The sequence below is a fragment of the Sphingobacterium mizutaii genome (assembly GCF_900187125.1).
Classification (GTDB): domain Bacteria; phylum Bacteroidota; class Bacteroidia; order Sphingobacteriales; family Sphingobacteriaceae; genus Sphingobacterium; species Sphingobacterium mizutaii.
Genome location: NZ_LT906468.1, coordinates 4,626,920 through 4,653,048, shown reverse-complemented (window position 1 = coordinate 4,653,048; position 26,129 = coordinate 4,626,920). Strand labels below are relative to the sequence as shown.

The following is a 26,129-nucleotide window of genomic DNA, read 5'->3' as shown; positions in this document are numbered from 1 at the left end:
TCTGAATTTGTTAATAACTTGAAAACCAATAATTGACAAAATTTCTGTTCATAACTTTTGCCTACAACGAATATGACAAAAAAAAATGAGCTAAAAAATTAAAATGACAAAAAAAAGGTAAGTCACTAAAAAACAACATTTTAATTGTAATTTTTAGCATATTTTGTCCAAAATATTAGTACAAAATTATTTTATTAACACATATATTTTGATACCCTTTTTCTAGGACTTTTTAAAGCAAAAATTAAGCAAGGAAAAATAAATGTGGAAAACTTTTAATAAAAAAGGAAGCCTGTGGGCTTCCTCATATAGACTCTTGATTGTCTTTGAAATACCTGCTCTATTAGAGCAATTATCCTACCAAAGTTTCAGTTTTTATGCCTTTTGTTAATTTCCTAACTTGATCTTCGATACCAACAGCATCGTATCCACAAATATGCCATAACTCTGCCTGCTCGCCGTGCTCTACAATACCATCTGGGATACCCAATCGTAGTACCTGAGCCTCGTAGTGATGGTCTGCCATAAACTCTAAGATTGCAGATCCAATCCCTCCCGGCAAACAACCATCTTCTACCGTGACCACTTTAGTATATTTTTTGAATACCTCGTGTAACAAAGCTTCATCCAAAGGTTTCGCAAATCGCATATCATAGTGCGCCGGATGGATACCATCTTCACGCAATTTTAAGATTGCTTTGCTAGCTTCATTACCAATATGTCCAAAAGTAAGGATAGCAATTTCTTCACCATCACAGATCTTTCTGCCTTTTCCAACCGGAATCTCCTTAAACGGCAGTTTCCAATCTGGCATCACACCATTACCACGAGGGTAGCGGATCGTAAAAGGTCCTTGATCTGGCAATTGCGCCGTATACATCAGGTTTCTCAATTCCTCCTCGTTCATTGGCGAAGCCAAGACCATGTTCGGAACACAGCGCATAAATGCAATATCATAAGCACCGTGATGCGTTGGACCATCAGCACCTACCAAACCGGCTCTATCCAAACAGAACACCACATTCAATTTCTGTAAAGCGACATCGTGTATGACCTGGTCGTATGCCCTTTGCATAAAAGACGAATAGATATTACAGAAAGGTACCAAACCTTGAGCTGCCAATCCGGCACTGAATGTAACAGCATGCTGTTCAGCAATGCCCACATCAAATGCTCTGTTCGGCATCGCTTTCATCATGATGTTCATAGAAGATCCACTCGGCATTGCCGGCGTAATCCCCATGATCTTATCGTTTGTCTCTGCCAATTCCACCAATGAATGACCAAATACATCCTGGTACTTCGGTGGTTGAGGTTTTTCAGAAATAGATTTCTTGATTTCTCCGGTGATCTTGTCAAAAAGACCAGGAGCATGCCATTTTGTTTGATCCTTTTCCGCCAATGCATAGCCCTTACCTTTTACGGTAACCACATGCAACAGCTTAGGACCATTGATATGTTTCAGATCCTCGATGGTTTTCACCAGTTTATTGACGTCGTGTCCATCAACAGGACCAAAATATCTAAAGTTTAGAGACTCAAATAGGTTAGAGTTCTTCAATAAGGTGCCTTTGATGCTCTGCTCGAGCTTTTTAGCCCAGCCGTAAGCATTCGGACCTTTCTTGGAAATCTTCTCCAATACGGACACCAAATCGTCTCTAAATCGATTGTAACTTTTTGAAGTGGTTATACTGGTCAGGTATTCTTTCATTGCGCCCACATTCGGGTCAATCGACATACAGTTGTCATTAAGAATAACCAACAGGTTTGATTTCTCAATTCCAGCATGGTTCAACGCTTCGAATGCCATACCGCCGGTCAAGGCCCCATCACCGATTACAGCAACATGCTGCCTGTCGGTTTCACCTTTATATGCCGAGGCCACTGCCATTCCCAAAGCTGCAGAAATGGATGTCGAAGAGTGTCCAACCCCAAATGCATCATATTCGCTTTCGCCGCGCTTCGGAAAGCCCGATAGCCCGCCTAAAATACGGTTCGTATGGAATTCTTCCCTTCTTCCCGTCAGTATCTTGTGTCCATAAGCCTGATGACCAACATCAAAGATCACTTGATCATAGGGCGTATTCAATGCATAATGCAACGCTACGGTAAGTTCCACTACACCTAAACTGGCTGCAAAATGTCCGCCGTTTACAGAAACGATATCGATGATAAACTGTCTCAGCTCTTTACAAACTTCTTCAAGTTCCGACTCCTTCAAATTTCGAAGATCAGATGGAAATTGAATTTTTTGTAATAGCGGTCCTGCTTCTACCTGCATAAATGAAAAAATTTCGAAATAAGATACAAAGTAACAATTTATTCTTTTAACTATGGTATATATATACAATTTAATCTGTAGCATTGTTTTGCTTTATTCGAATGAATTCCATCTTTTTATACAATCAAATCGCTATTTTTGAGCATATTCTATGGACGCAACAAACTACGAGATTAAATTAGCACAGTTCGAGGGACCCTTTGATCTATTGTTATTCTTTATTGAAAGGGATGAATTAAATATCCACGATATTCCGATCTCGAAGATCACCGATGATTTCTTGGCCTATATCCAGCATATGCAGTCCTTGAACATCGAATTAGCCTCTGAATTTATCTTTGTTGCCTCGACCTTGATGCGTATCAAGGCCAAGATGCTCCTGCCTCGTCCTGAATTGGATGAAAATGAAAACGAGATCGACCTCAAAAAAGAATTAGTCCAAAAGCTTGTCCTGTACAAGCAATTCAAAGAAATCTGCGAAGAACTGAAAGATTTGGAAGACCGTAGGTCCAAATTTTATGAAAGAGGTAACACCGAAATCGACCTGAAGATAGCCCGTGAAGCCAAAGCCCAGACCCTAGAGGAGGAATTATCCACTTTTGACCTATATAAACTGATGTTGGTATACGAAAGGGTCATGTACAATTTTTCCCATCGTGTACAGGATGTCACCCACACCGTTGTCAAATATCCTTACAGCATAGAGCAACAGAAAAAAGCAATCGCTGAATTGATTGAAATCAATAAATCATTGGATTTTTCAGCTTTAGCTAAGAATTCTGAGAATAAAGTTCAGTTTGTCTATAATTTCTTGGCGGTTTTAGAGATGTTGCAGCAGAAATTATTGGACATAGAAGTAGGTCTTGGATTCAACAATTTCTGGATAGAAAAGAAGGTTTCTTAGTTCTTATTGAGCTTTTCCACCATAAATTTCTTCACTTCATCCCTGTCTTTCAGTTTTTGCAAAGAATCCAGGAGATAGGCATATTGTTTATCAGCATCCATATTACGGATCGCTTTCAAGGCCTGCATTCCAGCTTGCATCGCATAAATGCTCTTATCAGCAAAGGAAGCAATCAAACTATCCAGTTTAACCTCTTCCAGATATCCATCCACCAGTCCCAATTCCATGGCCTTATCCGTTTGGAAAGGATTAGGATCAAAGCATAATTGCAAAATCTGCTTTTCCGATATGATCCTCTTCAAACCTGCCATAACCTGAAATGGGAAGATCCCCAAAGCAATTTCAGGCAATCTAAAATTCAGGTCTTTTTTGGCAAATACATAAGTACATCCTAGGATATAAAGAAAACCTCCAGCAATCACATCACCTTCGACGATAGCGATAGAAGGTTTATTGAATTGATCAAAGATCTCGCCCAATGAGCGTTCAACAGGAGTAATATCAGGATTAGGACTATCCAGTTCTGGGTTTTGATAGGTCTTCAAATCCATTCCAGCACAAAATACAGGTCCATTTGCCTTTAATACCAGCAGATGCACCATATCATTCGCCTCAGCCTCCTGCAAAGCATGCGCAACCTCACTGACCGTTGTTGGGGTAAAAGCATTCCGCTTTGCTTCCCGATCTAAGGTCAAGGTAAAAACATGTTCTTTTATTTCGGTTTGAATGAATTTATAATTCATGCTTGATCAAATTTTGAAATCCCTCCATCAGTCCAGACATCGTATCAAAGTTAGCTTTATTGAAGCGATCTACTAATAATTCCGATGGAATATTTCCGACCAATTCATCTTTGGCAAAAGGACAGCCCCCATAACCTAAAACAGCACCTTCAAATCGCCTACATCCTGCCGAATAGGCTGCATCGATTTTCAATAAGGCACTCTCGATAGGCGAGTGGAAATGTGCACTGAAGGGAATATCCTCAAAATCCTTGGTAATCTTGTGGAAGAGATCCGTGATGCTCTCCGGAGTAGCTTCTGAAGTAGTATCAGCAATCGAAAAATTCTTTACACCGATGGCATTCAGATTATAGATCCATTCCGAAACCAGATCCATGTCCCAATGATCCCCATAGGGGTTTCCAAAGGCCATGGATATATAGATAACCAACTCTTGCTTAGCGTTTTTACTCATGATATCCAGAACTTCTTTGACCGTATCATAGGCTTCAGCAATGCTGGCATTGGTATTTTTTTTCTGAAAGGTTTCCGAAATGGAGAATGGATAGCCTAAGTAATCAATTTTCTGCATTTCGGAACCTATCTCAGCACCTCTTTTGTTGGCTATGATAGCCAATAATTTCACCTTATCATCCTTTTCCAATCCTTCTAAAACAGCTTCCGTATCACTCAATTGCGGAACAGCCTTTGGCGAAACAAAACTCCCAAAGTCTATGCAATCAAAGACCTGGCTTTTTATCAATTGGTTGATATAAGCTATTTTCTTTTCCGTTGGAATCTGATATTGAATACCCTGGATAGCATCCCGAGGGCAATCCACTAAGGTTACTTGATCGTTATTGAACATCTTTTTTTATCTCCCTTGCAATCACCATGCGTTGGATAGAACTTGTTCCTTCACCAATAGTACATAATTTAGCATCTCTAAAGTACTTTTCAGCAGGAAAATCCTTAGTAAATCCATAACCACCAAGAATCTGTACAGCATCGTTGGATACCTCTACAGCCGTTTCCGACGCATATAATTTAGCCATGGCTCCTTCCTTGGTCACTTTCTGACCATGATCTTTCAAATCACCCGCCTGTCTGATCAATAGCTCAGAAGCCGTGATTTTCGTAGCCATATCTGCTAAATTAAAACCAACTGCTTGAAAATCAAAAATTTTAGTCTGGAATTGTTCCCTTTCATTGGCATATTTCAAGGCACATTCATAAGCTCCTCTTGCAATTCCTAGGGATAGGGCAGCAATGGAGATCCTTCCACCATCCAATAATTTCAAGGCCTGAACGAAACCATCACCAACTTCACCGATCAGCTGATCCTTATGGATACGGCAATTATCGAAAAATAAAGATCCCGTTTCAGAAGCACGCATGCCCAACTTATCCATCTTCGCACCAGCTGTAAACCCTTCCATTCCTTTTTCTACGATAAAAGCAGAGATTCCTTTTTTATCGCCTTTTTCACCTGTTCTAGCCATTACCACAGCTACATCTCCAGAAATAGCATGGGTAATAAAAGTTTTATCTCCGTTTAAGATGAAGTAATCACCATCTTGAACCGCAGTGGTATTCATTCCGCCAGCATCCGATCCCGAGCCAGGCTCAGTCAATCCCCAAGCGCCAATCCATTCAGCCTTAGCTAGTTTGGGAAGGTATCTTCTTTTTTGTTCCTCGTTGGCAAAACTCAAAATATGGTTGGTACACAAGGAATTATGGGCCGCCACAGATAAACCTATGGAGCCACAAACTTTCGAAATCTCATCTAAAATGGTAATATATTCTTGGTAGTTCAATCCAGAGCCACCATATTCTTCAGGAACTAGAATGCCCATGAATCCATGGTCACCTAAATTTTTAAAAAGTTCAATTGGGAAAATTTGAGCCTCATCCCACTTCATCACGTGAGGCTTTATATACGTGTTTGCAAAGGTACGGGCACTCTCTCTAACTAGTGTCAATTCTTCTTTAGAACCGAGGTTATACATAATATTATTTTAATTAAGTTTATATTTGGGTTACAAATGTTTCTTACAAATATTATAAAAAACAAATAATATTTTATGATATTTATAATAATTTAATATTTCAGAACCTAATAAATTACATTATTTCAATAAAGCTATGCGAGGCCAATTAGAAGAACTCCAAAAGAAAAGAGAAAAACTACTGTTAGGTGGAGGCTTGGACAAAATCCAAAAACAACATGAAAAAGGGAAATTATCGGCATGGGAAAGGGTCCTATACCTATTAGATGAAGATAGAGATTTCACTGAGATCGGTGTCTTTGCTGCCGATGGGCAGTATGAAGAACACGGTGGCTGTCCGAATGCCGGGGTAGTCGTCGTATTGGGCTATGTTAAGAATAGGTTATGTGTCATTGTATCAAACGATGCAACGGTCAAAGCCGGAGCCTGGTTTCCGATGACTTGCAAGAAAAACTTGAGAGCCCAGGAAATAGCCATGGAAAACCATATCCCCATTATCTATTTGGTAGATTCTGCAGGAGTTTTTCTCCCTATGCAAGCTGAAATTTTCCCTGATAAAGAACATTTTGGAAGGATCTTTAGAAATAATGCCAAACTTTCTTCCATGGGTATCCCACAAATATCGGCCATTATGGGTTCCTGTGTGGCGGGTGGTGCCTATTTACCCATCATGTCTGATTATGCGTTGATCGTCGAAGGTACCGGATCGGTATTTTTGGCAGGATCATACCTGGTCAAATCATCCATCGGCGAAGTCATTGACAATGAAAGCTTAGGCGGTGCCGATACGCACTGTGAAATATCTGGAGTTACCGACAATAAATATCCAAATGATGAAAGCTGTCTGGATGCCATCAAGAATATCGTCGATAAATTTGGTTCAGAACCGACCTATCAATATTCTAGGATAGAGGCTAAAGAGCCCGAATATGCTATGGAAAAGCTCTATGATTATATGCCTGAAGATAGATTGAAGCCCTATAATATGGTTGAAATCTTGAAATGTATAGTCGATAGGGGTTCGCTGGAAGAATATAAAGCAGATTATGGAAAGACCTTGATCTGTGCATTGGCTAGGGTAGATGGATGGGCAGTAGGGATAGTAGCCAACCAAAGGGAAGTGGTGAAGGCTAAGAAACCTGGAGGCTCTACAGAGATGCAGATGGGTGGTGTTATCTATTCCGATTCGGCAGATAAGGCAGCAAGATTTATCATGAACTGCAACCAACAGAAAATCCCATTGGTTTTCTTCCAGGACATCACCGGTTTTATGGTCGGTTCCAGGGCAGAGCATGGCGGCATTATCAAGGATGGTGCAAAAATGGTGAATGCCATGGCCAATTCCGTTGTTCCTAAATTCACTTTTATGGTAGGAAACAGCTATGGAGCAGGTAATTACGCAATGTGTGGCAAAGCCTATGATCCTCGGTTGATCTATGCCTGGCCTACCGCTAAAATAGCCGTAATGAGTGGTGCTTCTGCTGGAAAAACCTTGTTACAGATCCAAGAAGCAGCCTTGAAATCCAAAAATATCAGCCTAAGTGAAGCAGATAAAAACAAGCTTTTACAGGATATTGAAAAGACCTACAATGAGCAATTGAGCCCTTATTATGCCGCTTCAAGACTATGGGTAGATGGCGTAATCGATCCAGCTGAAACCAGAAAAATTATTTCCATGGGTATCGAAGCTGCAACCCATAATACCGATATCGGAAAATACAATGTAGGGGTGATTCAAACTTAATTCAAAGAGAATATTTTTATAAATAAAATATAAGAGGAAAGCTTTGCCATCTTGTACAAAGCTTTCCTTTTTTTATACCCGTCTATAGCTGAGATAACTGCTCATAAAACTGTATTCTTTTATTATTTTAATAAATGTGTTTCTGCTTAATTACGGCATATTTTAGGGACCTCCTTTTACTCTCATTCGAGACATATTCGGAAAATTCCGAACGTGTCTCGAATGAAAGTAAAGTCAAATTGCGCTATATACGAAAAATGGAGCCAACTCATATTGGCTCCATTTTAAATATTTTAATAAAGTAAGCTTTGCTTATTCTTGGTTTCCAAAGGCATTCCAACCTTGGGCTTTGATCTCATGGACATTACCAGATTTAGATACCATGGTACAACCTGCAGCAGCCTCTGTAATATGACCGATAATACTGATTTCCATGTTGTTTTTCAGCTTATCATAATCACTTTGAGCGACTGTAAACAGCAATTCATAATCCTCGCCGCCACTTAAGGCACATACCGTAGGATCCAATCCAAATTCACGGGCAGTTTCATAAGTCATCGGATCAATAGGGATCTTTTCCTCGTATAATTTACAGCCTACATTTGAAGCTTTACAGATATGCAAAATCTCGGAAGCCAAACCATCTGATACATCGATCATTGCATGTGGTTTAACCTCTAAAGCAGCTAGCAATTCAACGATATCTTTTCTTGCCTCAGGTCTCAATTGACGTTCAATAATATAGTCCTTTCCTTCAAGATCAGGCTGGATATTAGGGTTTTCTAAGAAGATCTGTTTTTCCCTTTCCAGTAATTGCAGACCCACATAAGCTCCACCCAGATCACCGGAAACACAGATCAGATCACCTTCTTTTGCAGCGGAACGATAAGCAATTTTATCCGCATCTGCATAACCTATACTGGTTACCGAGATCACCAATCCTTGTGTAGAAGTACTGGTATCACCACCGATCAGGTCCACGTTATAATTTTGGCAAGCCAATAGGGCACCTTCATAGATTTCTTCAACGGCTTCCAGGGGAAACTTAGAAGATAATCCGATGGAAATGGTCACTTGGCTAGCGATTCCATTCATGGCATAAATATCACTTAAATTTACTTGTATAGCTTTGTATCCCAAGTGTTTAAGTGGAACATAGCGCAGATCAAAATGTACATTTTCCAATAAGAGATCCGTTGAAATCAAAGTCTGTTTATTGGAAAAATCCAATACGGCAGCATCATCGCCAATCCCTTTTACAGAGCTGGGTTGGGTCAATACTACAGATTGGGTCAGGTGATTGATCAGACCAAATTCACCGATTTCGTTTAGGTTGGTTCTATCGCTATTTTCAAATATACTCATCTTATAATCCTAGTTTTGCGGAAATTTCAAGCATGCGTTCAATAGGTTTTTGCGCACGTTGAATGATATCTTCATCTAATGTAATTTCTGGTTGTTCGTAGTATAAGCAGTTATATAGCTTCTCCAAAGTATTCAATTTCATGTGTGGGCAATCGTTGCAAGCACATAAATTGTTTGGAGGAGCAGGGATAAATGTTTTGGAAGGGCTAGCTTTCTGCATTTGGTGCAAAATTCCAGATTCCGTTGCTACGATATAAGTATCGCTTGGATCTTCGATCGTGAATTTTAACATTCCCGATGTAGAACCGATATAATCAGCTTGAGCCAGGATATGATCTTCACATTCTGGATGGGCAATGAATTTTGCATCTGGATATTCAGCACGAAGGGCATCGATTTTTTCTTGCGAGAAAATCTCGTGGACCATACAGGCACCATTCCAAAGGACAAGATCTCGACCTGTTTTTTTCTTCACGTAATCCCCTAGGTTGCGATCTGGACCGAAAATGATTTTTTGGTCAGCCGGTAAGCTTTCAACAATCTGTACGGCATTACTAGAAGTACAAACGATATCTGAAAGCGCCTTCAATTCCGCAGTACAGTTCACATAAGTGATCACTAAATGGTCTGGATATTTCTCTTTGAATTTAGCAAACAAATGTGGAGGGCAACTATCTGATAATGAACATCCTGCCTTTAAATCTGGTAATAATACCTTCTTGGAAGGCGAAAGGATCTTAGCCGTTTCTGCCATGAAATGTACACCGGCAAAAACGATTACATCCGCATCTGTTTTAGCTGCTTGTTGAGATAGACCTAGACTATCCCCAATATAATCTGCTATATCTTGTATTTCAGACTCTTGGTAGTAATGCGCTAAGATAACCGCATTCTTTTCCTTCTTAAGTCTTTCAATTTCTTTGACCAAATCTAGGTTAGGATCTATTGCAACATCAATATATCCCTTAGCCACTAAGTCTGTTTCAAATGTTGTATTCATTTGGTTTTTCTAAGTTGATTCCTGCCTGTTTGACTTTCTAACATCACAAAAGTAAAGAAAGAAAACGAAACGAAATCCACATTCCCTTTTTTCAATAAATAATAATCTTTTTTTTAAAGAAGAATCTTGTTGTTTATTAGTCTGTGGAAAATGGGGATAATTCAGGTGATTTTTATTTTTTTTAGTGGATGTTCTATAGTTATTCACAACTTATCCACAGATCGGGAAGGGTTAAGCGCTGATTTTCAATACTGTCGTTTTTCGGCTTTTATTTTTTGCATATTTTTTTGTGAAATGATAGTTGTGGGGAATATGTTAATATTTCGGTGATATTGTCTTAATATTTTGGTAATAGATGTGTGAAAATTGCTAGTATTGTGGAAACATAAGAAGTTTTACATTTTAATTCACGAGTTATTTACACGTTTTGCACATATTTTGTTAATTTGTTGGTTCAGTAGTAATTAACCGTAGCATCTACAATATACAATCAATGCTGGATAGAAAAGTTGATTTTTTGATAATAGGTTCGGGTATCGCCGGATTGAGTTTTGCACTTAAAGCTGCGAAGCTGGGAAAAGTACTTATTGTGACCAAAGCCAATGAGGATGAGTCGAATACGAAATATGCACAGGGTGGAGTGGCCGTAGTCACGGATGAAGGAGACAGCTTTGATAAACATATAGAAGATACCTTGATAGCAGGTGATGGATTGTGTGATGCACATGTTGTGGAAAACGTGGTGAAAGAAGGTCCGGAACGTATTGCCGAGCTGATTTCTTATGGTACTACCTTTGATCGGGAAGATTCTGGTGAATATGACCTGGCCAGAGAAGGTGGGCATTCTGAACACAGGATCCTTCATTATAAGGACATTACGGGCTATGAGATCGAACGTGCCTTACTAGAAAAAGTACATGCTGAACCTAATATAGAGATGCTGACGCATTATTTTGCGGTGGATCTCATTACTCAACATCATTTGGGCGTACATGTTGATAAACGTACGGAAGATATCAAATGCTTCGGTATTTATGCCTTTAACACCGAAACTGGACATGTTGAAAAGATACTTTCTAAAATAACCTTGATGGCCACTGGTGGTGCTGGACATATCTATTCTACCACGACTAACCCAACCATTGCTACGGGTGATGGAATTGCCATGGTATATAGAGCTAAGGGAAAGGTTAGAAATATGGAATTTATTCAATTCCATCCTACGGCCTTATATAATCCCAAGGAATACCCTGCATTTTTGATTTCTGAAGCCGTTCGTGGATTTGGTGGAATTTTGAAAAGGGTTAATGGTGAGTCATTTATGGAGGAATATGATGAAAGAGGCTCATTGGCCCCACGCGATATTGTTGCTCGTGCGATCGATGCAGAAATGAAAAAATCGGGTCTTGATTATGTGTATCTGGATATAAGACATCGCTCAAAATCAGATATATTATCGCATTTTCCGAATATATACGAGAAATGTCTTTCCATAGGTCTAGATATGACCAAGGATCTGATTCCAGTGACTCCTGCAGCACATTATTTATGTGGTGGTATTATGGTGGATGAATATGGAGCAACCTCGATCAATAACTTATATGCTTGTGGAGAATGTTCTTCCACTGGTCTTCATGGTGCTAATCGTTTGGCTTCCAATTCATTGCTTGAAGCAGCTGTCTATGCGCATCGCATATTTCAGGATGCGAGTAAACATATTGCTGATATTGATTTCCAGGATCATGTACCATCTTGGGATGAATCCAATACCCAATTGCTAAATGAAGATATCTTAGTGACGCACAATCTACGTGAAACACAGAAATTAATGAGTGATTATGTAGGTATCGTACGCTCTGATTTTCGTTTGCAACGTGCCATGAGACGTTTAGGTCTGCTGCATGAGGAAACAGAGGCTTTTTATAAGAATACCAAGCTTTCGGTTAAACTTTGTGAGCTAAGAAATGTTATCCAAATAGCATATCTTGTTGTAAAATCAGCTATGCATCGCAAGGAGAGTAGGGGGCTGCATTATACCACGGATTATCCTAAGCATGCTGATGTACTGGAAGATACCATTCTTTAATTTCAAGTTTTAAGAGCTTTATGGCGACGATTTTACCTGTAAAGGATAAATACCCTGTAATAGAAGAAAATAGCTTTATAGCGCCTAATTGTACCATTGTAGGCGATGTGACGATAGGTTCACATTGTTCTGTTTGGTTCAATGCGGTGGTGCGTGGCGACGTGAATTACATCAAAATTGGGGATTACTCCAATATTCAGGACAATGTAACCATACATGGGACCTATCAAAAGAATGGGACAGATGTTGGTAACTATGTTAATATCGGGCACAATACCATCGTACATGGTTGTGTGATAGATGATTACGTGTTAATAGGAATGGGTGCAATCGTGATGGATAAAGCCCATATTCAATCCAATGTGATCATTGCAGCTGGAGCTGTGGTTTTGGAAAATATGGTATGCGAATCTGGATTCCTTTATGCCGGTGTACCTGCTAAAAAAATTAAGCCACTCACAGAGGAGCAGCTTAATCTATTGAAAAAATTACCGCACAATTATGTGCTTTATTCTTCTTGGTTTACGGAGTAAAATGGGCTTTATTTGAATGTAACATCAATGGTTTCATTCTGTTCCCAATTGGCCCTGATCGTAAATGTCCGATCTAAGTACCAGATAGGTTCAGCCTGTCTTTTTTGATAGACATCCCCTGCGTCCCATTTACCATTCTTATTGCTATCTTCAATTAACCTAATGCTGTATTTACCACCTGGAAATTTCACATATCTGAGGATATGGTCGGGTGGGAGAGGGCGTTTATCAAATAATTTTTCCTTGGATTCATCGATAAGTTCGACAATATAATTTGAACTGTCATTTAGACCGGTAAAGGTTAAATTGATATCACCATAGTTCTCCGTTTCATTTAAGGTGAACTGTGATTTGAATTCTTTGTTGGTTTCATCAAAAGGACCTAAGATGGCACCTTCTTCCAATATCAGTTCGTAATTCTTGTTTGGTCGCCAATTGAATCGGATATGGTACATTTCACGGTTTACCGAATCTTGTTGTAATTGGAAGTTTCTACGTGAAACAGAATCTTCCTTAATTAATACCTTATTCTTATCGACGGATGCAATAGGATAGGTTGAAGTTAATTCAATGTGTTTGACACGGTCTACCTTATTGCTGATATTTAATTTTGGTACAATGACATTGTCTACTTTTATGTTTCTAGCTTTTCTAAGGTCAATGGTATCCAATGGAACGTTCCTTTCGCTTACTTCGACCTTCAGAGAATCGAACTCCAGGTTTTCCAAGTAGATATTTGCGGTATCTAGAGTGGGTTTGAAACGAACTAATTTATTGGCATCCAGATTATTGGGGGATAGTATTCTAAAATTTCCATCTTCCAATGGCCTGTTAAATGTTAGGAGTACGGATCCATTATTATCGACTTTTTTCTCTAAGTTTCTGAATACCTGTGCTGTACCTTTGGTATATTCCAATTGAAGGCCTGATACATTTTGGTTCAAGGAAATACTATCCTGCAAAAAGCCGATCCATTCATCATTTCCATTGTAGATCTTATCGTTGTTCATATCCTTCAATGCGTATACACGATAGGTATCTTCACGAAGGTTACTGAATTTAAAGTTTCCGGTAGAATCGACAGTGGTATAATAAGAAGCTTTCTTTTTACCGAAAATAGTATCTCGGCTGGTTGGAATTAAGATGGCAATGACCTCTTTGTCTTTTTCCAGACTGAAGTCTTTGGTATATCCATTTTTAACCTGTCCAGAAATACTGAGGGAATCGAGTTCATCACCGGTTGCAAAGACGTAGTTGTAATTGATGAATGGGTTACCCTCATTGAAGTCGACTAGACCTTTTCCAAAGTTGATGGTGTAAGTAGTATTGGCTTCTAAAGAATCAGGCAATTCGATGATGAATCTTTTTTTCTTAACCTTATAGACTGGTTGGGTTTCAACGTCCGGCGAAATATTGAATTCCTTTCCAGGGTTGACCGTTTTGATAAATTCATCGAAAGTCATCTCGATCACTTTCGCTTTGAAATTTTTCGATAGGTTAGGAGGGGTGATCCCCAAAAGTTTTGGAGGCAAAGAATCTTTTGGACCTCCTGTAGGCTTTTGCATGTTCGCACATTGCACGAAGCTCAGTGCAATGATAGTAGCAAGACCTAAAAAGATTAGATTTTTAAATAAAGCTGTTTTTAGTTGATTTAACGGATTTTTATCTCTTTTGGATATCTGAGTCATAAAATTAAAAATAATGTCTTAAATCGCTTTATTTTCGTTTGTTATTTTATTAATGTAATATACTGATATTCAGTTAATTAACTCATGTGTACCATTAAAACGCTGATATCTGCCGGAGATACACCTGAAATTCTGGAAGCTTGGCCTAAAGTTCTCGGTTTTACTTTCAAGAGTTTTTGGCGCGCCTCAATAGAGAGTGAAGTTAATGAATTATAGTCGAATTCAGGATTGATTTCTTTGTCTTCCATTTTCTTCATCTTATTGACAATCTCCATTTCTTTCTCAAAGTAGCTATCGTATTTTACTTTGATCTCGGCTTGCTCAATAGTATCAGCATCAAAGTTCGCAATGTAATCGGCAAAGTCTTTATCGGCTTTGATGAGATCTTCGATTTCAACTTGAGGTCTGCTCAAGATTCCAAAGAGTCTAGATTTTTGTGAAATTGGGCTTGATCCTTTTTCTTCAAGGACAGGATTCATCTCGGCTGTCCCGATCGAATTATTTTTAAGGTAGTCTACGATGTCATCTGAATTCTTGATTTTCGCATTTACTTTTTCAAGTCTTTCATCGGATACCAATCCCAATTTATGTGCCATTGGTGTCAAGCGTATATCGGCATTATCTTGACGAAGCAGGAGTCTGTGTTCAGCTCTGGAGGTGAACATACGATAAGGCTCATCGGTTCCTTTGGTCACCAAGTCATCGATCAAAACGCCGATATAAGATTCCGATCTTTTTAGGATCAGTTCGTGTTGATCGTTTATTCTTTGGTGCGCATTGATCCCAGCGACGAAACCTTGTGCTGCCGCTTCTTCGTAGCCTGTGGTACCATTGATCTGACCAGCAAAGAACAGGTGTTTTACGGAGAGTGTTTCAAGGGTCAAGTCCAATTGCATAGGAGGGAAGTAGTCATACTCGATGGCGTATCCCGGTCTGTACATTTTGGCATTCTCAAATCCTGGTATCAATTGCAGAGCTTTTAATTGTACATCCTCTGGTAGAGAAGTTGAAAAACCGTTGACATAGATTTCTACGGTTTTGAATCCTTCGGGTTCTACGAATATCTGATGTCTTTCGCGCTCAGCAAAACGGTTGATTTTATCTTCAATTGACGGACAGTAACGAGGGCCAAGTCCTTTGATTCTTCCGGTGAACATCGGGGATTTTTCGAAACCGGTTTTCAGGATTTCGTGAACTGCTGAATTGGTGTATGTAATCCAACAGCATCTTTGTTCCTGTGGAATTTCAACGTCGGTATAGGAAAATCTTCCACGTGAATCATCTCCCCATTGCTCTTCCATCAATGCGTAATTTAAACTTCTTCCGTCTACACGTGGGGGAGTACCGGTCTTCATCCTTCCGGATTCGAAACCTAATGATACCAATTGTTCGGTCAATCCTGTTGCTGCTTTTTCTCCTGTTCTACCTCCACCGAATTTCTTTTCACCGACATGGATGACACCGTTCAGGAAAGTTCCATTGGTAAGAACGACGGCATCTGCGTCGATACGGATACCCATGGAAGTAACGACTCCTTTTGCTCTGCCATTTTCGACGATGACTTCTTTGACGGTATCTTGCCACATATCGAGATTGGGAATGGACTCCAGTTGAAGTCTCCATTCTTCTGCGAATCGCATTCTGTCGTTTTGGGTTCTTGGGCTCCACATGGCTGGACCTTTTGATTTGTTCAGCATGCGGAATTGGATGGTTGATTTATCGGCGATGATTCCGGTGTAACCGCCCATCGCGTCGATCTCTCTTACGATCTGTCCTTTTGCCACTCCGCCGATCGCGGGGTTACAGCTCATCTGGGCGATAACGCCCATGTTCATCGTGATGAGTAATACCGATGAACCTAAATTGGCAGCTGCTGCTGCCGCCTCACATCCGGCATGGCCGGCTCCAACTACAATAACATTATATTTATTAAACATATATCTTTTTCTAGTTTCACGTGGAACTCTGTTCTCTATTTTAGTTTCACGTGGAACGCTATATAAACTCTGCTAGTTCCATCCATCTCTCGGTCTTCTCGTCGAGAGTGGTTTTTATCAAGTCGATCTCCTCGGCGATCTTTTGGAGCTCTACGTGGTCGGTCGTTTTTGATAGTCCTTCCGTTAGGTTGCTCACCTTGGTTTCGAGGTTGGCGATTTCTGTTTCCAGTCCTTCAAATTCTTTCTGTTCCTTGAAGCTCAACTTCTGTTTTTTCTCCTCGGCTTTTGGCTTCTCGATTTTCTTCTCTGGTTTCTTGTTCAGTTCTTCCTGCTCCAATTTGTAGTCGGCATAGTTACCATTGTAGATCACGATGTCCCCATTACCAGGGAAGATGAAGAGCTGTTCGGTCAACTTGTCGATCAAGTAACGGTCGTGAGAAACCAAGACCAGGACACCTGGATAATTTTCCAAGAACTCCTCCAACACATTTAAGGTGTCGATGTCAAGGTCATTGGAAGGTTCGTCCAAGATCAAGAAATTTGGGTTCGCCATCAGTACTCGCATCAACTGCAAACGCTTCTTTTCCCCTCCGCTCAATTTGCTTACAAAGCCGAACTGTTTCTCAGGAGGGAAGAGGAATTTGGTCAATAGTTGGGAAGCAGTAATGACTTCCCCGTTTTTCATTTCTATATAGTCGGCTACATTCTTTACAATGTCCAGTACTCTTTCATCAGATTTGAAGGATAGACCTTCCTGTTTGTAATAACCATATTTGGTGGTCTCCCCAACAGATAGATTTCCTTCGGTGGGCTGTATACTTTCGGTGATTAGATTGAGAAAAGTAGTCTTCCCGCTTCCGTTCTTTCCGGCTAGACCAATGCGGTCTGCTTTCTTAAAAGTATAGGAGAAAGGGGAGAGGATCTTCTTGTTCGGAACCGAGAAACCGGCGCCTTCAATTTCCAAGATCTTGTTTCCTTGTCTCGAAATTTGCATGCTCAGTTCTACCTGATCTTTCTTGCGTGGCCCCTTGGATTTTTCTTCTAGGTCGTAGAAAGATTCGATCCTTGCCTTGGCTTTTGTACCGCGGGCCTGAGGTTGTCTTCGCATCCATTCCAATTCCTTTCGCCATAAGTTCCGGGCCTTGTCAGCTGCAAGGATTTCATTGGCTTCACGCTCGGCTTTCTTTTCTAAAAAGTATGCATAGTTACCTTTATATATAAAGACCTGGCCTTTGTCAAGTTCACGGATCTCGGTACAGATGTTATCCAAAAAGTAACGGTCGTGAGAGACAAGAAGGACGGTCTTGCTTCCGGTGGTCAATAGCTTTTCTAACCACTCAATGGTTTCAATATCCAAGTGGTTGGTAGGCTCGTCCAAGATATAGATATCGGGCTCGTCGATTAAAAGCTTAGCCAAAGCCAAGCGTTTTTTCTGACCACCACTTAAGGAGTCGATACGTTGTTCGAAGTTGTTTATCTGGAATCTGCTCAGGATGGTTTTGATATTGTTCTCATATTCCCAAGCATTGAGTGCAGTCAGTTTTTCAGTAACATCAAGGAATCTTTTAGAGGTAACATCCTCATTTTCAATTAATTCCTCGTATTCTTTGATTAATTGTTGCTGTTCGTTGTCTGCGCTGAATATAAAATCATTGATGGTCTTCAGGTCAGAGAAATCAGGGTCTTGGGGAAGGTATCCTACCTTTAAACCCTTTTCTTTCACCACTTTACCTTTAGTGGGAATGACAAGCTCTGCCAATATCTTTAATAAAGTTGATTTTCCTGTTCCGTTGATTCCAACCAATGCTACCCGATCACCCTTCTGTAAGGCAAAATGAAGATCGGTAAAAAGCCATTTGTCGTTGTAAGAATGGCTAACTTGTTCTGTGCTTAAAATACTCACCTGATATCTTGACGTAATTATCCAAGCACAAAATTATTAAATATTTGTTACTACTTAACTTTTAATATGAAAAGTATACAGTTAGTTGACCTAGGTATCGGTCTAGTTGAGACGGTAGTTGGCGATTAGATTGAATCTCGGGATATGCACATGGAAGATAGAATTGTCCATCTCACGGATCATCTCGTAATAACCTTCCATAAAACCCATGTCGCTTTTTAAATTGCAACCTGATACATATTGATGCATTTGGCCCGGCTCGAGGATAGGTTGTTCACCAACCACGCCATCACCATCAACTTGCTTGTTCAGGCCAATAGAATCGTAAATATTCCAATGACGACGCACCAATTGGACGGTGTATTCACTCAGATTCTCAATGGTAATCCGGTAAGCGAACATGAAGTGCTCGTTTTCTGGATTAGAGTATTCTGACTGATACGTCGACTCAACCGAAATTTTAACGCCTGAAGTTGTTTGTGTTGTCATAGTCAACCAAATATATATATTCTGATCATTTACACAAAAATAACCTAAATATGTATGACCTAAATTACAATTATTAGACAAAAAAAACTCATAAGTGTTTGAATTAAAGTAACAAACAAATTTCTTTTTTAGAAAATAGAACTTAATAATTTCACCATTGTAATTACATAAATAACGAAGGAGTTTGTAATTCTGTATAAATTAATCAGCAAATGATTAGGTTTGTAGCATGGCAAAAGGCAATTTATATCTTCTACCTGTTCCCTTAGCTGAACACGCTGATCGCGCATCCTATACGCTCTTGCACCTGGATATCATCAACAATATCAAGGAATATGTTGTAGAGAACGAAAAAACAGCAAGAAAATTCCTAAAAGAAGCGGGTTTAAAAATTCCACAGAGCGAATTGGTCATACATGACTACGGCAAACACAGCCGAGAGAAGATGAACTACAATCTTGTTTTCAAAGCCGTTTTGCAAGGTGCAGACATAGGCCTGATGTCGGAAGCGGGATGTCCTGGGGTTGCCGATCCAGGTGCTGATGTGGTATTTGAAGCCCACAAAAGAGGGATCAAGGTAATTCCTTTGGTAGGGCCAAGTTCGATTTTGTTGGGTTTGATGGCTTCAGGTTTTAATGGACAAAATTTTAGCTTTAAAGGCTATCTCCCAATTGATAAGGCAGCCAGAGCGAAGTCCATCAAGGATCTAGAGTTCGTCAGCCATAAGGAAAGGAGCACTCAGATCTTTATTGAAACGCCATTTAGGAACAACCAAATGCTTTCGGAATTACTGAAGTCGCTTAAACCGCAAACTCTTCTCTGTATAGCCTGCAATGTAACAGGCAAGGATGAATACATCCGCACACAAAGTATTGCAGATTGGAAAAATACGACAGTAGATTTACACAAGAAGCCTTGTATATTTTTATTATTTGCTCCATAAAATTGTATTTTTATAGTTCATGAGAAAACTTATCCTGATTTCCTTTCTGTTCATGTGCGTCCCTTTTATGCAATTGCGAGCTCAAGAGGAGACCTATGTCCTGGTACATGGTGCCTGGGGCGGGTCTTGGCAGTTCAAGAAAACCGCCGAGAAACTGGAAAAATTAGGAGCAAAGGTTTATCGAGTGAATCTGACGGGCCTTGGGGAGAGATACCATCTCGCGAACCCGGAGGTGAAGCTGAGTACCCATATCAAAGATGTAATCAACACCATATTATTTGAAAGGTTGGATTCTGTGATATTGATGGGGCATAGTTATGGCGGAATGGTCGTAACGGGTGTAGCCGACAGTATTCCTGAAAGAATAAAAAAGCTAGTCTATTTGGACGCTTTTGTCCCTGAAGATGGCGAAAGCGTAGCGGCCTATGTCAAGGATGATCCATCAGCTTATCTGTTGAATAGCCAGGATGCAGCCTATGTATATCCCTCATGGGTCAAGGACACGACGGCCTTCCCTAGGGATGTTCCGCATCCTTTGGCATCCATAAAAGAAGCGATACACCTGAAGAACCCAAAGAGGCTTCAGATTCCTACTACCTATATCTTGACTTTCGAGATCTCACAAGGAGGGACAGAGAAAGATCCATTCTATTTCTTCTCCACAAGGGCAAAGAAATACAATTGGAAAGTGATAGAAATGGAAGCGGACCATAATCCGCAAATAAACAAGTTAGAAGATTTGGTCACGATATTAAACAATGAAAAATAGATGAACGACGTACTTTCTCCCGAATTGACAGCCGAAATCGAAAGAATCAGTATCTTTTTTGTAGTCGTTATCCTTATTATTTGGGCACTTTTTGCCAATACGGTGAGGAATACCTTGAAATTGATTTCCAAAGAAAACCAGTGTATATTGCCAAATCAAGCTTGGTTTTTGGTCGTTCCGCTTTTTAATATCTATTGGAATTTTGAAGTGGCGAGAAGGCTTTCGTATTCCTTGAACAATGAATTTTTTGACCGCAAGATTGCCGTAGAAGAAAACCCTTCTTTGGGAGCTGGTATGACTTATGCATGGTCATTTTTGATATATAATTTCCCCTTCCCGCTATTTTGGAGGATTTTGGGGATGATCGTTAGTTTCGTTTATTTCATCACCTATTGGTTTAAGATCAATCAATACCGCGTATTGTTGATGGAACACAATAAATGGTTGGAATCTGAAGCAGAGAAAAATAATAGAAATGAAAATTAAAGAGGTAATACAACATTTGGAGGAATTGGCTCCATTAAATTATCAGGAAAGCTATGACAACTCGGGTTTGATTGTAGGAGACCCCAATCAGGAGGTCAGCAAAGCCTTGATTTCATTGGATTGTACCGAAGAGGTCGTTGATGACGCCATTTCCAAAGGCTGTAACCTGATTATATCCCATCATCCCATCGTATTTTCTGGATTGAAGAAGTTCACAGGCAAGAATTACGTGGAGAGAGTAGTAATCAAAGCAATCAAGAACGATATTGCCCTGTATGCCATCCATACAAATTTAGACAATGTCGTAGGTGGAGTGAGCAGCAAGATGGCAGACAAGCTAGGTTTGGAAAATCAAGCGGTATTGCGTCCGAAGGGAGGATTATTGAAGAAACTAGTAGTTTATGTCCCTAGGACTCATATTGAAGAAGTAAGGCAGGCATTGTTTGATGCAGGCGCGGGAGCAATAGGAGACTATGATCAATGCAGTTATAATACAGCAGGTTATGGTACTTTTCGTCCTTTAGATGGAGCAAATCCTGCTATTGGTCAGGTAGGTGAACAAGAACGTGTGGAAGAGACCAAAATAGAAGTAATCTATCCAGCGCAGGCAGAACGAAAAATCTTAGTTTCTATGCTTGCGGCACATCCTTATGAGGAGGTAGCCCATCAGATCTTTAATATAGAGAACTCTTTTTCTTATGTTGGCTCGGGAGTAATTGGAAATTTAGAAGAGCCCATGGAAGAGTCAGAATTCTTAGCATACTTGAAGGAGCGCATGAACTTGAATGTCATCAGACACACCAAATCATTAGGCAAGAAAATAAGCCGAGTAGCGGTTTGCGGTGGTGCAGGAGGCTTTTTGCTAGGAGATGCCAAGCGTTCAGGCGCAGATATATTCATTACTGCCGATTATAAATACCATGAGTTTTTTGATGCCGAAGGCGAAATAATAATTGCGGATATCGGACATTTTGAGAGTGAGCAATTTACACAAGAATTATTGTTAGATATAATTCAGAAAAAATTTGCTAACTTTGCTGTCCTATTGACGGAAATAGACACAAATCCAATAAAATACTACAGTTAATGGAACAAACCGTAGAACAAAAACTAAAAGCTTTATGGGCGTGGCAATCAATCGAAACACAGATTGACAAAATTCGCCAAGTACGTGGAGAACTACCTATTGAGGTAGCTGACCTGGAAGATGAGATTGCAGGTTTAGATACACGTATCGAAAAAATTCGTAATGAGCTAGACGAATTAGAAGATTCTATTGTGAAGCGCAAAAACATGATCAAAGATGCGCAGACAGCAATCAAAAAATACGAGACACAACTAAACGAAGTAAAAAATAACCGTGAGTACGATGCAATTTCTAAAGAGATTGAAATCCAAGGGTTAGAAATTCAAGTTTGTGAGAAACGTATTCGCGAAGCTGAATTCGAAATCAAGAACAAAACTGAAGCTTACGAAGCAACAGCGAAGAACGTAGATTTCAGCAAAGGTGAATTGGATGCTAAGAAACAAGAATTGGAAACAATTACGTCGGAGACTCAAAAAGACGAAGACAAATTGGTTACTGAGGTTGAGAAATCAGAGAAGAACATCGATGATCGTCTGCTTAAGGTAATCAAGAAACTACGTAAGTCCTTCCGCAACGGATTGGCAGTGGTATCCATCGAGCGTGATAGCTGTTCAGGTTGTCACAACAAGATTCCACCTCAATTGCAATCAGAAATTCGCCAAAGAAAGAAAATCATCATCTGTGAACACTGTGGTAGAATTTTAGTTGACGAAGAAATCGCATCTGAAGAAGCATAGTCTTAAAACACTATATAGGAACGCCAGCACATTGTGCTGGCGTTTTTTGTTTATTTTCAATTTATTCCGTGATCCTGGAAATATTTTGATGAACTGAGAATGTAGCTCCGATTTTATCCTTATTTTTATCCAACACACCAATTTATCAATATGCTTAAAAATATTTTTTCCATTCTTGCATTAGCTGTTAGCCAATTCAGCTTTGCACAGAATAGCACTGAAACCTTATTATTGAGAAATCCAAGCATTAGCCAGAACCATATCAGTTTTGTTTATGGCGGTGATATTTGGATTGCCGATAAGAACGGACAGAATGCACGCCGGTTGACTGTCAACCCTGCTGTCGAACAGAACCCTGTTTTCTCCCCAGACGGCTCTAAAATAGCTTTTACGGGAAATTATGATGGCAACACCGATGTATATGTGATTTCTATACAAGGCGGCGACCCGCAGCGTGTCACGAGCCATCCTTCTGCAGATGTCTTGCGAGGCTGGTTGTCTAATGATGAGGTTTACTTCACGACCCAACGTGAACTGAATTACTCGCTTGGCGCGCGATTATACCGCACTAAAATCAATGGTTCAGTAGATTATCCTTTATTGATGCCGGAAGCCAACCAAGGTTCTCCATCGGCAGATGGGAGATACTGGGCTTATATCAAGAACGGTGATCCAACTGAAAGAGACCGTGTTGCTTTCAAGCGTTATCGTGGAGGCGGTATGCCTTCCATTTGGATATTTGATACCCAAAGCCATGATGTGCAGGTCGTTCCTGGAGAGAAATGCAATGATGTCAAACCAATTTGGTTAGGCGACAAGGTTTTCTTCCTGTCCGATCGGGATAAGATCGTTAATGTTTTCAGTTATGATGTCAAATCAGAACAGGTCGAAAAATTGACGAATTTCAATGATTACGATGTTCGCACTTTGCAGGGCAAGGGCAATGAGTTGATCTTTGAACAAGCCGGGAAATTGCATTTATTGAACACTTCAAATAAATCCAGCAATCCGATCTCCATACACATCAATGCCGACGCTTTATCAAAAAGAGGACATTATGTGGATATGAAAAAAGACATCCGAAACTTCGAAATTTCATCTACAGGACAGCGAGCGCTATTTGAATCCAGAGGTGAAATCTTCTCGGTACCGAAAGAAAAAGGAGATGCCAGGAATATTTCAAGCTCACCGGGTTCTCATGAGAAGTATCCGGCTTGGTCGCCCAACGGAAAATGGGTTTCTTATATCTCAGACAAGAACGGCAAATACGAATTGGTCCTGCGTGATCAAAAGGGAATGGATGAACCTAATTATATCAGTTTAGGGAGCAGTAATTTCTATTTCCAACCGACCTGGTCACCAGATAGCAAGAAATTATTCTATACGGACTCCCATTTAAATCTATATTATGTTGATATAGACTCCAAGAAAGTTAGCAAGGTAGATGATGATTATCTAGGATCCCACACTGGACGTAATTACAATTATTTCCAATCCAGCTGGTCTCCCGATTCCAAATGGATTGCCTATGTCAAGACCCTGAACAATGGACAGAATGCTGTTTATATGTACAATCTGGACACAAAGAAAACCCAACAGGTTACAGACGGCATGAGCGAGGTTACCCAGCCTATCTTCACTAGGGATGGGAAATACCTGGTCTTCTCGGCCAGCACCAATGTGGGCTTGACCAATTCCGGTCTACACATGACCGCCTACGACCGGGATACCGAATATTCTCCGTACGCCTTTATCCTTTCCAGCGATTCTCCTTCGATTTTCAAGAATGAAAGCGATGAAGAGACTGTAAAGTCGGAAGATACTAAAGAAGAAAAAGATAAAGAGGACAAGAAGGACAACAAGAAAGGCAAAAAGGATGATAAGAAAGATGATTCCAAAGAAGAGGAATCAAAAGATAGCGTCAAGCCGATCAAAGTAGACTTCGAACAGATCAATAACCGTATTATCGCGCTTTCCATTCCAAAAGGCTCTTATGCCTTTGACGGCTCGGTAGAAAACATGTTGATCTATAAACGCGGAAGCAATATCTATGCTTACGACTTGAAAAAACTAGAAGAAAAATCCATCGTTGAAAACGCGGGAGGATTTTCGATCAGCAGTGATGGTAAGCAAATGATCTACAGTAACAAGGACGGTTATTACATCGTGGAAGCAGGTAAGAAGCCTGCAGGAGACGCTGGAAAGCTGAAATTGGATGATATCAAATTACGTGTAGAGCCCTCCCAAGAGTGGAACCAGATCTTTAATGAGGTATGGGCTATGCAAAAGGACTTCTTCTATGTAGAAAACATGCATGGTGCCGATTGGGCTGCCGTGAAAAAGAAGTACGAGAAATTCCTGCCTTATGTCAATCACCGTTCAGATCTGAGCTACCTCTTGAACGAAATGTTAGGTGAGTTGGTCGTGGGTCACAGCTATATTTATCCGGGTGATGAGCCAAGCGCTCCATCGGTGAGCTCCGGTGTGCTGGGAGCAGACTTCGTAATCGAGAACAATCGTTATAAGATCAAGAAAATCTACAATAGAATGGACTGGAACCCTTCTTTCAAGGCTCCCCTTGCAGAACCAGGCTTAGGAGTAAAAGAGGGGATGTACATTTTAGCTGTGAATGGCAAGGAATTGACGGCGGATATGGATATCTATAGTCTATTTGATTTTACGGTAGACAAGCAGATCGGACTGAAAGTCAATGATAAACCAAGCCTTAGCGGCGCGAAGGACATTACTGTTAAGCCGATTTCCTTTGGAAACGAGGTTGCCCTGAGACGCCAATACTGGGTTGAGAACAACCGCAAAAAGGTCGATTCATTGAGTAATGGACAGATCGCCTATGTCTACATGCCAAATACCGGTAGAGAGGGCTATGTGTCCTTCAACCGATATTATTTCTCGCAGATGGACAAAAAGGCCCTTTTGCTGGATGAAAGAAATAACGGTGGAGGTTCAGTAGCCGATTATGTCATCGATCTATTGTCTAGGGAGTTGATCTCTGGCTGGGGTATCCGTGATGGCAAGAGCTTTACCACACCGGGTAATGGGATCTTTGGCCCTAAGGCCATGATCATCAATGAATTTGCCGGATCAGGCGGTGATATGATGCCGTATATGTTCAGGTTCAAAGGCCTAGGAAAGCTGGTAGGAAGGACCACAATGGGTATTTTGGTTGGTATTTCAGGCTATCCGCAGCTGTTGGATGGCGGAATGGTTACTTCTCCAAACTTCGGGATCTTCGATCTAAACGGTAATTATATTATTGAAAACGAAGGTGTTGCTCCAGATGTATTTGTCGAGCAGATGCCAAAAGAGCTTTTACAGGGCAAAGACCCACAATTGGAAAAAACAGTTCAGATCCTTTTAGAGGAGATGAAATCCTATCCATACAAAGAGCTTAAAAAGCCTGCAGATCCAATCCGGGTAAATTAAAA

Annotated in this window: 20 protein-coding genes; 10 read left to right on the top strand and 10 right to left on the bottom strand. The window is 40.3% G+C overall.

The window, feature by feature from the left end; genetic code table 11:
• Nucleotides 1-352: 352 nt before the first annotated feature.
• The gene (gene dxs / locus CKW03_RS20170) at nt 353-2,281 is read right to left on the bottom strand and encodes a 1-deoxy-D-xylulose-5-phosphate synthase (protein WP_093099954.1); all 1,929 of its coding nucleotides are present in this window, start codon (nt 2,279-2,281) and stop codon (nt 353-355) included.
• 151 nt (nt 2,282-2,432) lie between these two features.
• On the opposite strand from dxs, the gene CKW03_RS20165 reads away from it, so the two are divergent.
• Complete coding sequence (locus CKW03_RS20165) at nt 2,433-3,185, top strand: segregation and condensation protein A (protein ID WP_093099952.1); 753 nt, start codon at nt 2,433-2,435, stop codon at nt 3,183-3,185.
• Here the strand turns inward: CKW03_RS20165 and CKW03_RS20160 are convergent.
• The 3 genes from CKW03_RS20160 to CKW03_RS20150 are packed head-to-tail and all read right to left on the bottom strand — an operon-like array spanning nt 3,182 to nt 5,916.
• On the bottom strand, nt 3,182-3,928 hold the full coding sequence (locus CKW03_RS20160; RefSeq protein WP_093099951.1) for an enoyl-CoA hydratase/isomerase family protein: 747 nt from the start codon (nt 3,926-3,928) through the stop codon (nt 3,182-3,184). The genes CKW03_RS20165 and CKW03_RS20160 overlap by 4 nt on opposite strands.
• The gene (locus CKW03_RS20155; protein ID WP_093099949.1) at nt 3,918-4,775 is read right to left on the bottom strand and encodes a hydroxymethylglutaryl-CoA lyase-like TIM-barrel protein; all 858 of its coding nucleotides are present in this window, start codon (nt 4,773-4,775) and stop codon (nt 3,918-3,920) included. The genes CKW03_RS20160 and CKW03_RS20155 overlap by 11 nt, the downstream gene beginning before the upstream one ends.
• Nucleotides 4,765-5,916, bottom strand: coding sequence for an acyl-CoA dehydrogenase family protein (locus CKW03_RS20150; protein WP_093099947.1), 1,152 nt, complete (start codon nt 5,914-5,916; stop codon nt 4,765-4,767). The genes CKW03_RS20155 and CKW03_RS20150 overlap by 11 nt, the downstream gene beginning before the upstream one ends.
• A 136-nt stretch (nt 5,917-6,052) precedes the next feature.
• Between CKW03_RS20150 and CKW03_RS20145 the strand changes: the two genes are divergently transcribed.
• Nucleotides 6,053-7,660: an acyl-CoA carboxylase subunit beta gene (locus CKW03_RS20145; protein ID WP_093099946.1), complete on the top strand. Its 1,608-nt coding sequence runs from the start codon at nt 6,053-6,055 to the stop codon at nt 7,658-7,660.
• A gap of 312 nt (nt 7,661-7,972) precedes the next feature.
• Here CKW03_RS20145 and thiL read toward each other — a convergent pair whose 3' ends face one another.
• Together thiL and nadA are read right to left on the bottom strand one after the other, a co-directional pair.
• Nucleotides 7,973-9,019, bottom strand: a complete 1,047-nt coding sequence (gene thiL / locus CKW03_RS20140) for a thiamine-phosphate kinase (RefSeq protein ID WP_093100185.1) — start codon at nt 9,017-9,019, stop codon at nt 7,973-7,975.
• 7 nt (nt 9,020-9,026) lie between these two features.
• Nucleotides 9,027-10,025, bottom strand: coding sequence for a quinolinate synthase NadA (gene nadA, locus CKW03_RS20135; RefSeq protein WP_093099944.1), 999 nt, complete (start codon nt 10,023-10,025; stop codon nt 9,027-9,029).
• 493 nt (nt 10,026-10,518) lie between these two features.
• On the opposite strand from nadA, the gene nadB reads away from it, so the two are divergent.
• Both nadB and CKW03_RS20125 read left to right on the top strand, forming a co-directional pair.
• On the top strand, nt 10,519-12,111 hold the full coding sequence (gene nadB, locus CKW03_RS20130; RefSeq protein ID WP_093099943.1) for an L-aspartate oxidase: 1,593 nt from the start codon (nt 10,519-10,521) through the stop codon (nt 12,109-12,111).
• A 20-nt stretch (nt 12,112-12,131) separates the two neighbouring features.
• Nucleotides 12,132-12,644 (top strand): gamma carbonic anhydrase family protein, encoded by a 513-nt coding sequence (locus CKW03_RS20125; protein WP_093099941.1) that lies wholly within the window; start codon nt 12,132-12,134, stop codon nt 12,642-12,644.
• Between the two features lie 8 nt (nt 12,645-12,652).
• Here the strand turns inward: CKW03_RS20125 and CKW03_RS20120 are convergent, their stop codons facing one another.
• The 4 genes from CKW03_RS20120 to apaG form a co-directional block, all read right to left on the bottom strand.
• Nucleotides 12,653-14,332: an Ig-like domain-containing domain gene (locus tag CKW03_RS20120; RefSeq protein WP_093099939.1), complete on the bottom strand. Its 1,680-nt coding sequence runs from the start codon at nt 14,330-14,332 to the stop codon at nt 12,653-12,655.
• 77 nt (nt 14,333-14,409) lie between these two features.
• Nucleotides 14,410-16,269: a tRNA uridine-5-carboxymethylaminomethyl(34) synthesis enzyme MnmG gene (mnmG, locus tag CKW03_RS20115; RefSeq protein WP_093099937.1), complete on the bottom strand. Its 1,860-nt coding sequence runs from the start codon at nt 16,267-16,269 to the stop codon at nt 14,410-14,412.
• Nucleotides 16,270-16,327: 58 nt separating this feature from the next.
• A complete protein-coding gene (locus CKW03_RS20110) occupies nt 16,328-18,172 on the bottom strand; it encodes an ABC-F family ATP-binding cassette domain-containing protein (RefSeq protein WP_093099935.1) in 1,845 nt (614 codons plus the stop codon).
• Nucleotides 18,173-18,274: 102 nt separating this feature from the next.
• Nucleotides 18,275-18,661, bottom strand: coding sequence for a Co2+/Mg2+ efflux facilitator ApaG/CorD (gene apaG / locus CKW03_RS20105; protein ID WP_093099933.1), 387 nt, complete (start codon nt 18,659-18,661; stop codon nt 18,275-18,277).
• 229 nt (nt 18,662-18,890) lie between these two features.
• Here apaG and CKW03_RS20100 point away from each other — a divergent pair, with 229 nt between their 5' ends.
• The 6 genes from CKW03_RS20100 to CKW03_RS20075 all read left to right on the top strand — a co-directional run bounded on the left by CKW03_RS20100 (nt 18,891) and on the right by CKW03_RS20075 (nt 26,127).
• Nucleotides 18,891-19,604: an SAM-dependent methyltransferase gene (locus CKW03_RS20100; protein ID WP_093099931.1), complete on the top strand. Its 714-nt coding sequence runs from the start codon at nt 18,891-18,893 to the stop codon at nt 19,602-19,604.
• A 19-nt stretch (nt 19,605-19,623) separates the two neighbouring features.
• Nucleotides 19,624-20,373 (top strand): alpha/beta fold hydrolase, encoded by a 750-nt coding sequence (locus CKW03_RS20095; protein WP_093099930.1) that lies wholly within the window; start codon nt 19,624-19,626, stop codon nt 20,371-20,373.
• A complete protein-coding gene (locus CKW03_RS20090; RefSeq protein WP_093099928.1) occupies nt 20,374-20,859 on the top strand; it encodes a hypothetical protein in 486 nt (161 codons plus the stop codon). It begins immediately after the preceding gene.
• The gene (locus CKW03_RS20085; RefSeq protein ID WP_093099927.1) at nt 20,849-21,946 is read left to right on the top strand and encodes a Nif3-like dinuclear metal center hexameric protein; all 1,098 of its coding nucleotides are present in this window, start codon (nt 20,849-20,851) and stop codon (nt 21,944-21,946) included. Before CKW03_RS20090 ends, CKW03_RS20085 begins: the two co-directional genes overlap by 11 nt.
• Nucleotides 21,946-22,683 (top strand): zinc ribbon domain-containing protein, encoded by a 738-nt coding sequence (locus tag CKW03_RS20080; protein WP_093099925.1) that lies wholly within the window; start codon nt 21,946-21,948, stop codon nt 22,681-22,683. The genes CKW03_RS20085 and CKW03_RS20080 overlap by 1 nt, the downstream gene beginning before the upstream one ends.
• A gap of 150 nt (nt 22,684-22,833) precedes the next feature.
• Nucleotides 22,834-26,127, top strand: coding sequence for a S41 family peptidase (locus tag CKW03_RS20075; protein ID WP_093099924.1), 3,294 nt, complete (start codon nt 22,834-22,836; stop codon nt 26,125-26,127).
• Nucleotides 26,128-26,129 lie beyond the last annotated feature (2 nt).

Bases quoted from the DNA above. Each gene is read 5' to 3' on its own strand.
- dxs (WP_093099954.1), bottom strand. From the start codon at position 2,281: ATGCAGGTAGAAGCAGGACCGCTATTACAAAAAATTCAATTTCCATCT.
- CKW03_RS20165 (WP_093099952.1), top strand. From the start codon at position 2,433: ATGGACGCAACAAACTACGAGATTAAATTAGCACAGTTCGAGGGACCC.
- CKW03_RS20160 (WP_093099951.1), bottom strand. From the start codon at position 3,928: ATGAATTATAAATTCATTCAAACCGAAATAAAAGAACATGTTTTTACC.
- CKW03_RS20155 (WP_093099949.1), bottom strand. From the start codon at position 4,775: ATGTTCAATAACGATCAAGTAACCTTAGTGGATTGCCCTCGGGATGCT.
- CKW03_RS20150 (WP_093099947.1), bottom strand. From the start codon at position 5,916: ATGTATAACCTCGGTTCTAAAGAAGAATTGACACTAGTTAGAGAGAGT.
- CKW03_RS20145 (WP_093099946.1), top strand. From the start codon at position 6,053: ATGCGAGGCCAATTAGAAGAACTCCAAAAGAAAAGAGAAAAACTACTG.
- nadA (WP_093099944.1), bottom strand. From the start codon at position 10,025: ATGAATACAACATTTGAAACAGACTTAGTGGCTAAGGGATATATTGAT.
- nadB (WP_093099943.1), top strand. From the start codon at position 10,519: ATGCTGGATAGAAAAGTTGATTTTTTGATAATAGGTTCGGGTATCGCC.
- CKW03_RS20125 (WP_093099941.1), top strand. From the start codon at position 12,132: ATGGCGACGATTTTACCTGTAAAGGATAAATACCCTGTAATAGAAGAA.
- CKW03_RS20120 (WP_093099939.1), bottom strand. From the start codon at position 14,332: ATGACTCAGATATCCAAAAGAGATAAAAATCCGTTAAATCAACTAAAA.
- mnmG (WP_093099937.1), bottom strand. From the start codon at position 16,269: ATGTTTAATAAATATAATGTTATTGTAGTTGGAGCCGGCCATGCCGGA.
- apaG (WP_093099933.1), bottom strand. From the start codon at position 18,661: ATGACAACACAAACAACTTCAGGCGTTAAAATTTCGGTTGAGTCGACG.
- CKW03_RS20100 (WP_093099931.1), top strand. From the start codon at position 18,891: ATGGCAAAAGGCAATTTATATCTTCTACCTGTTCCCTTAGCTGAACAC.
- CKW03_RS20095 (WP_093099930.1), top strand. From the start codon at position 19,624: ATGAGAAAACTTATCCTGATTTCCTTTCTGTTCATGTGCGTCCCTTTT.
- CKW03_RS20090 (WP_093099928.1), top strand. From the start codon at position 20,374: ATGAACGACGTACTTTCTCCCGAATTGACAGCCGAAATCGAAAGAATC.
- CKW03_RS20085 (WP_093099927.1), top strand. From the start codon at position 20,849: ATGAAAATTAAAGAGGTAATACAACATTTGGAGGAATTGGCTCCATTA.
- CKW03_RS20080 (WP_093099925.1), top strand. From the start codon at position 21,946: ATGGAACAAACCGTAGAACAAAAACTAAAAGCTTTATGGGCGTGGCAA.
- CKW03_RS20075 (WP_093099924.1), top strand. From the start codon at position 22,834: ATGCTTAAAAATATTTTTTCCATTCTTGCATTAGCTGTTAGCCAATTC.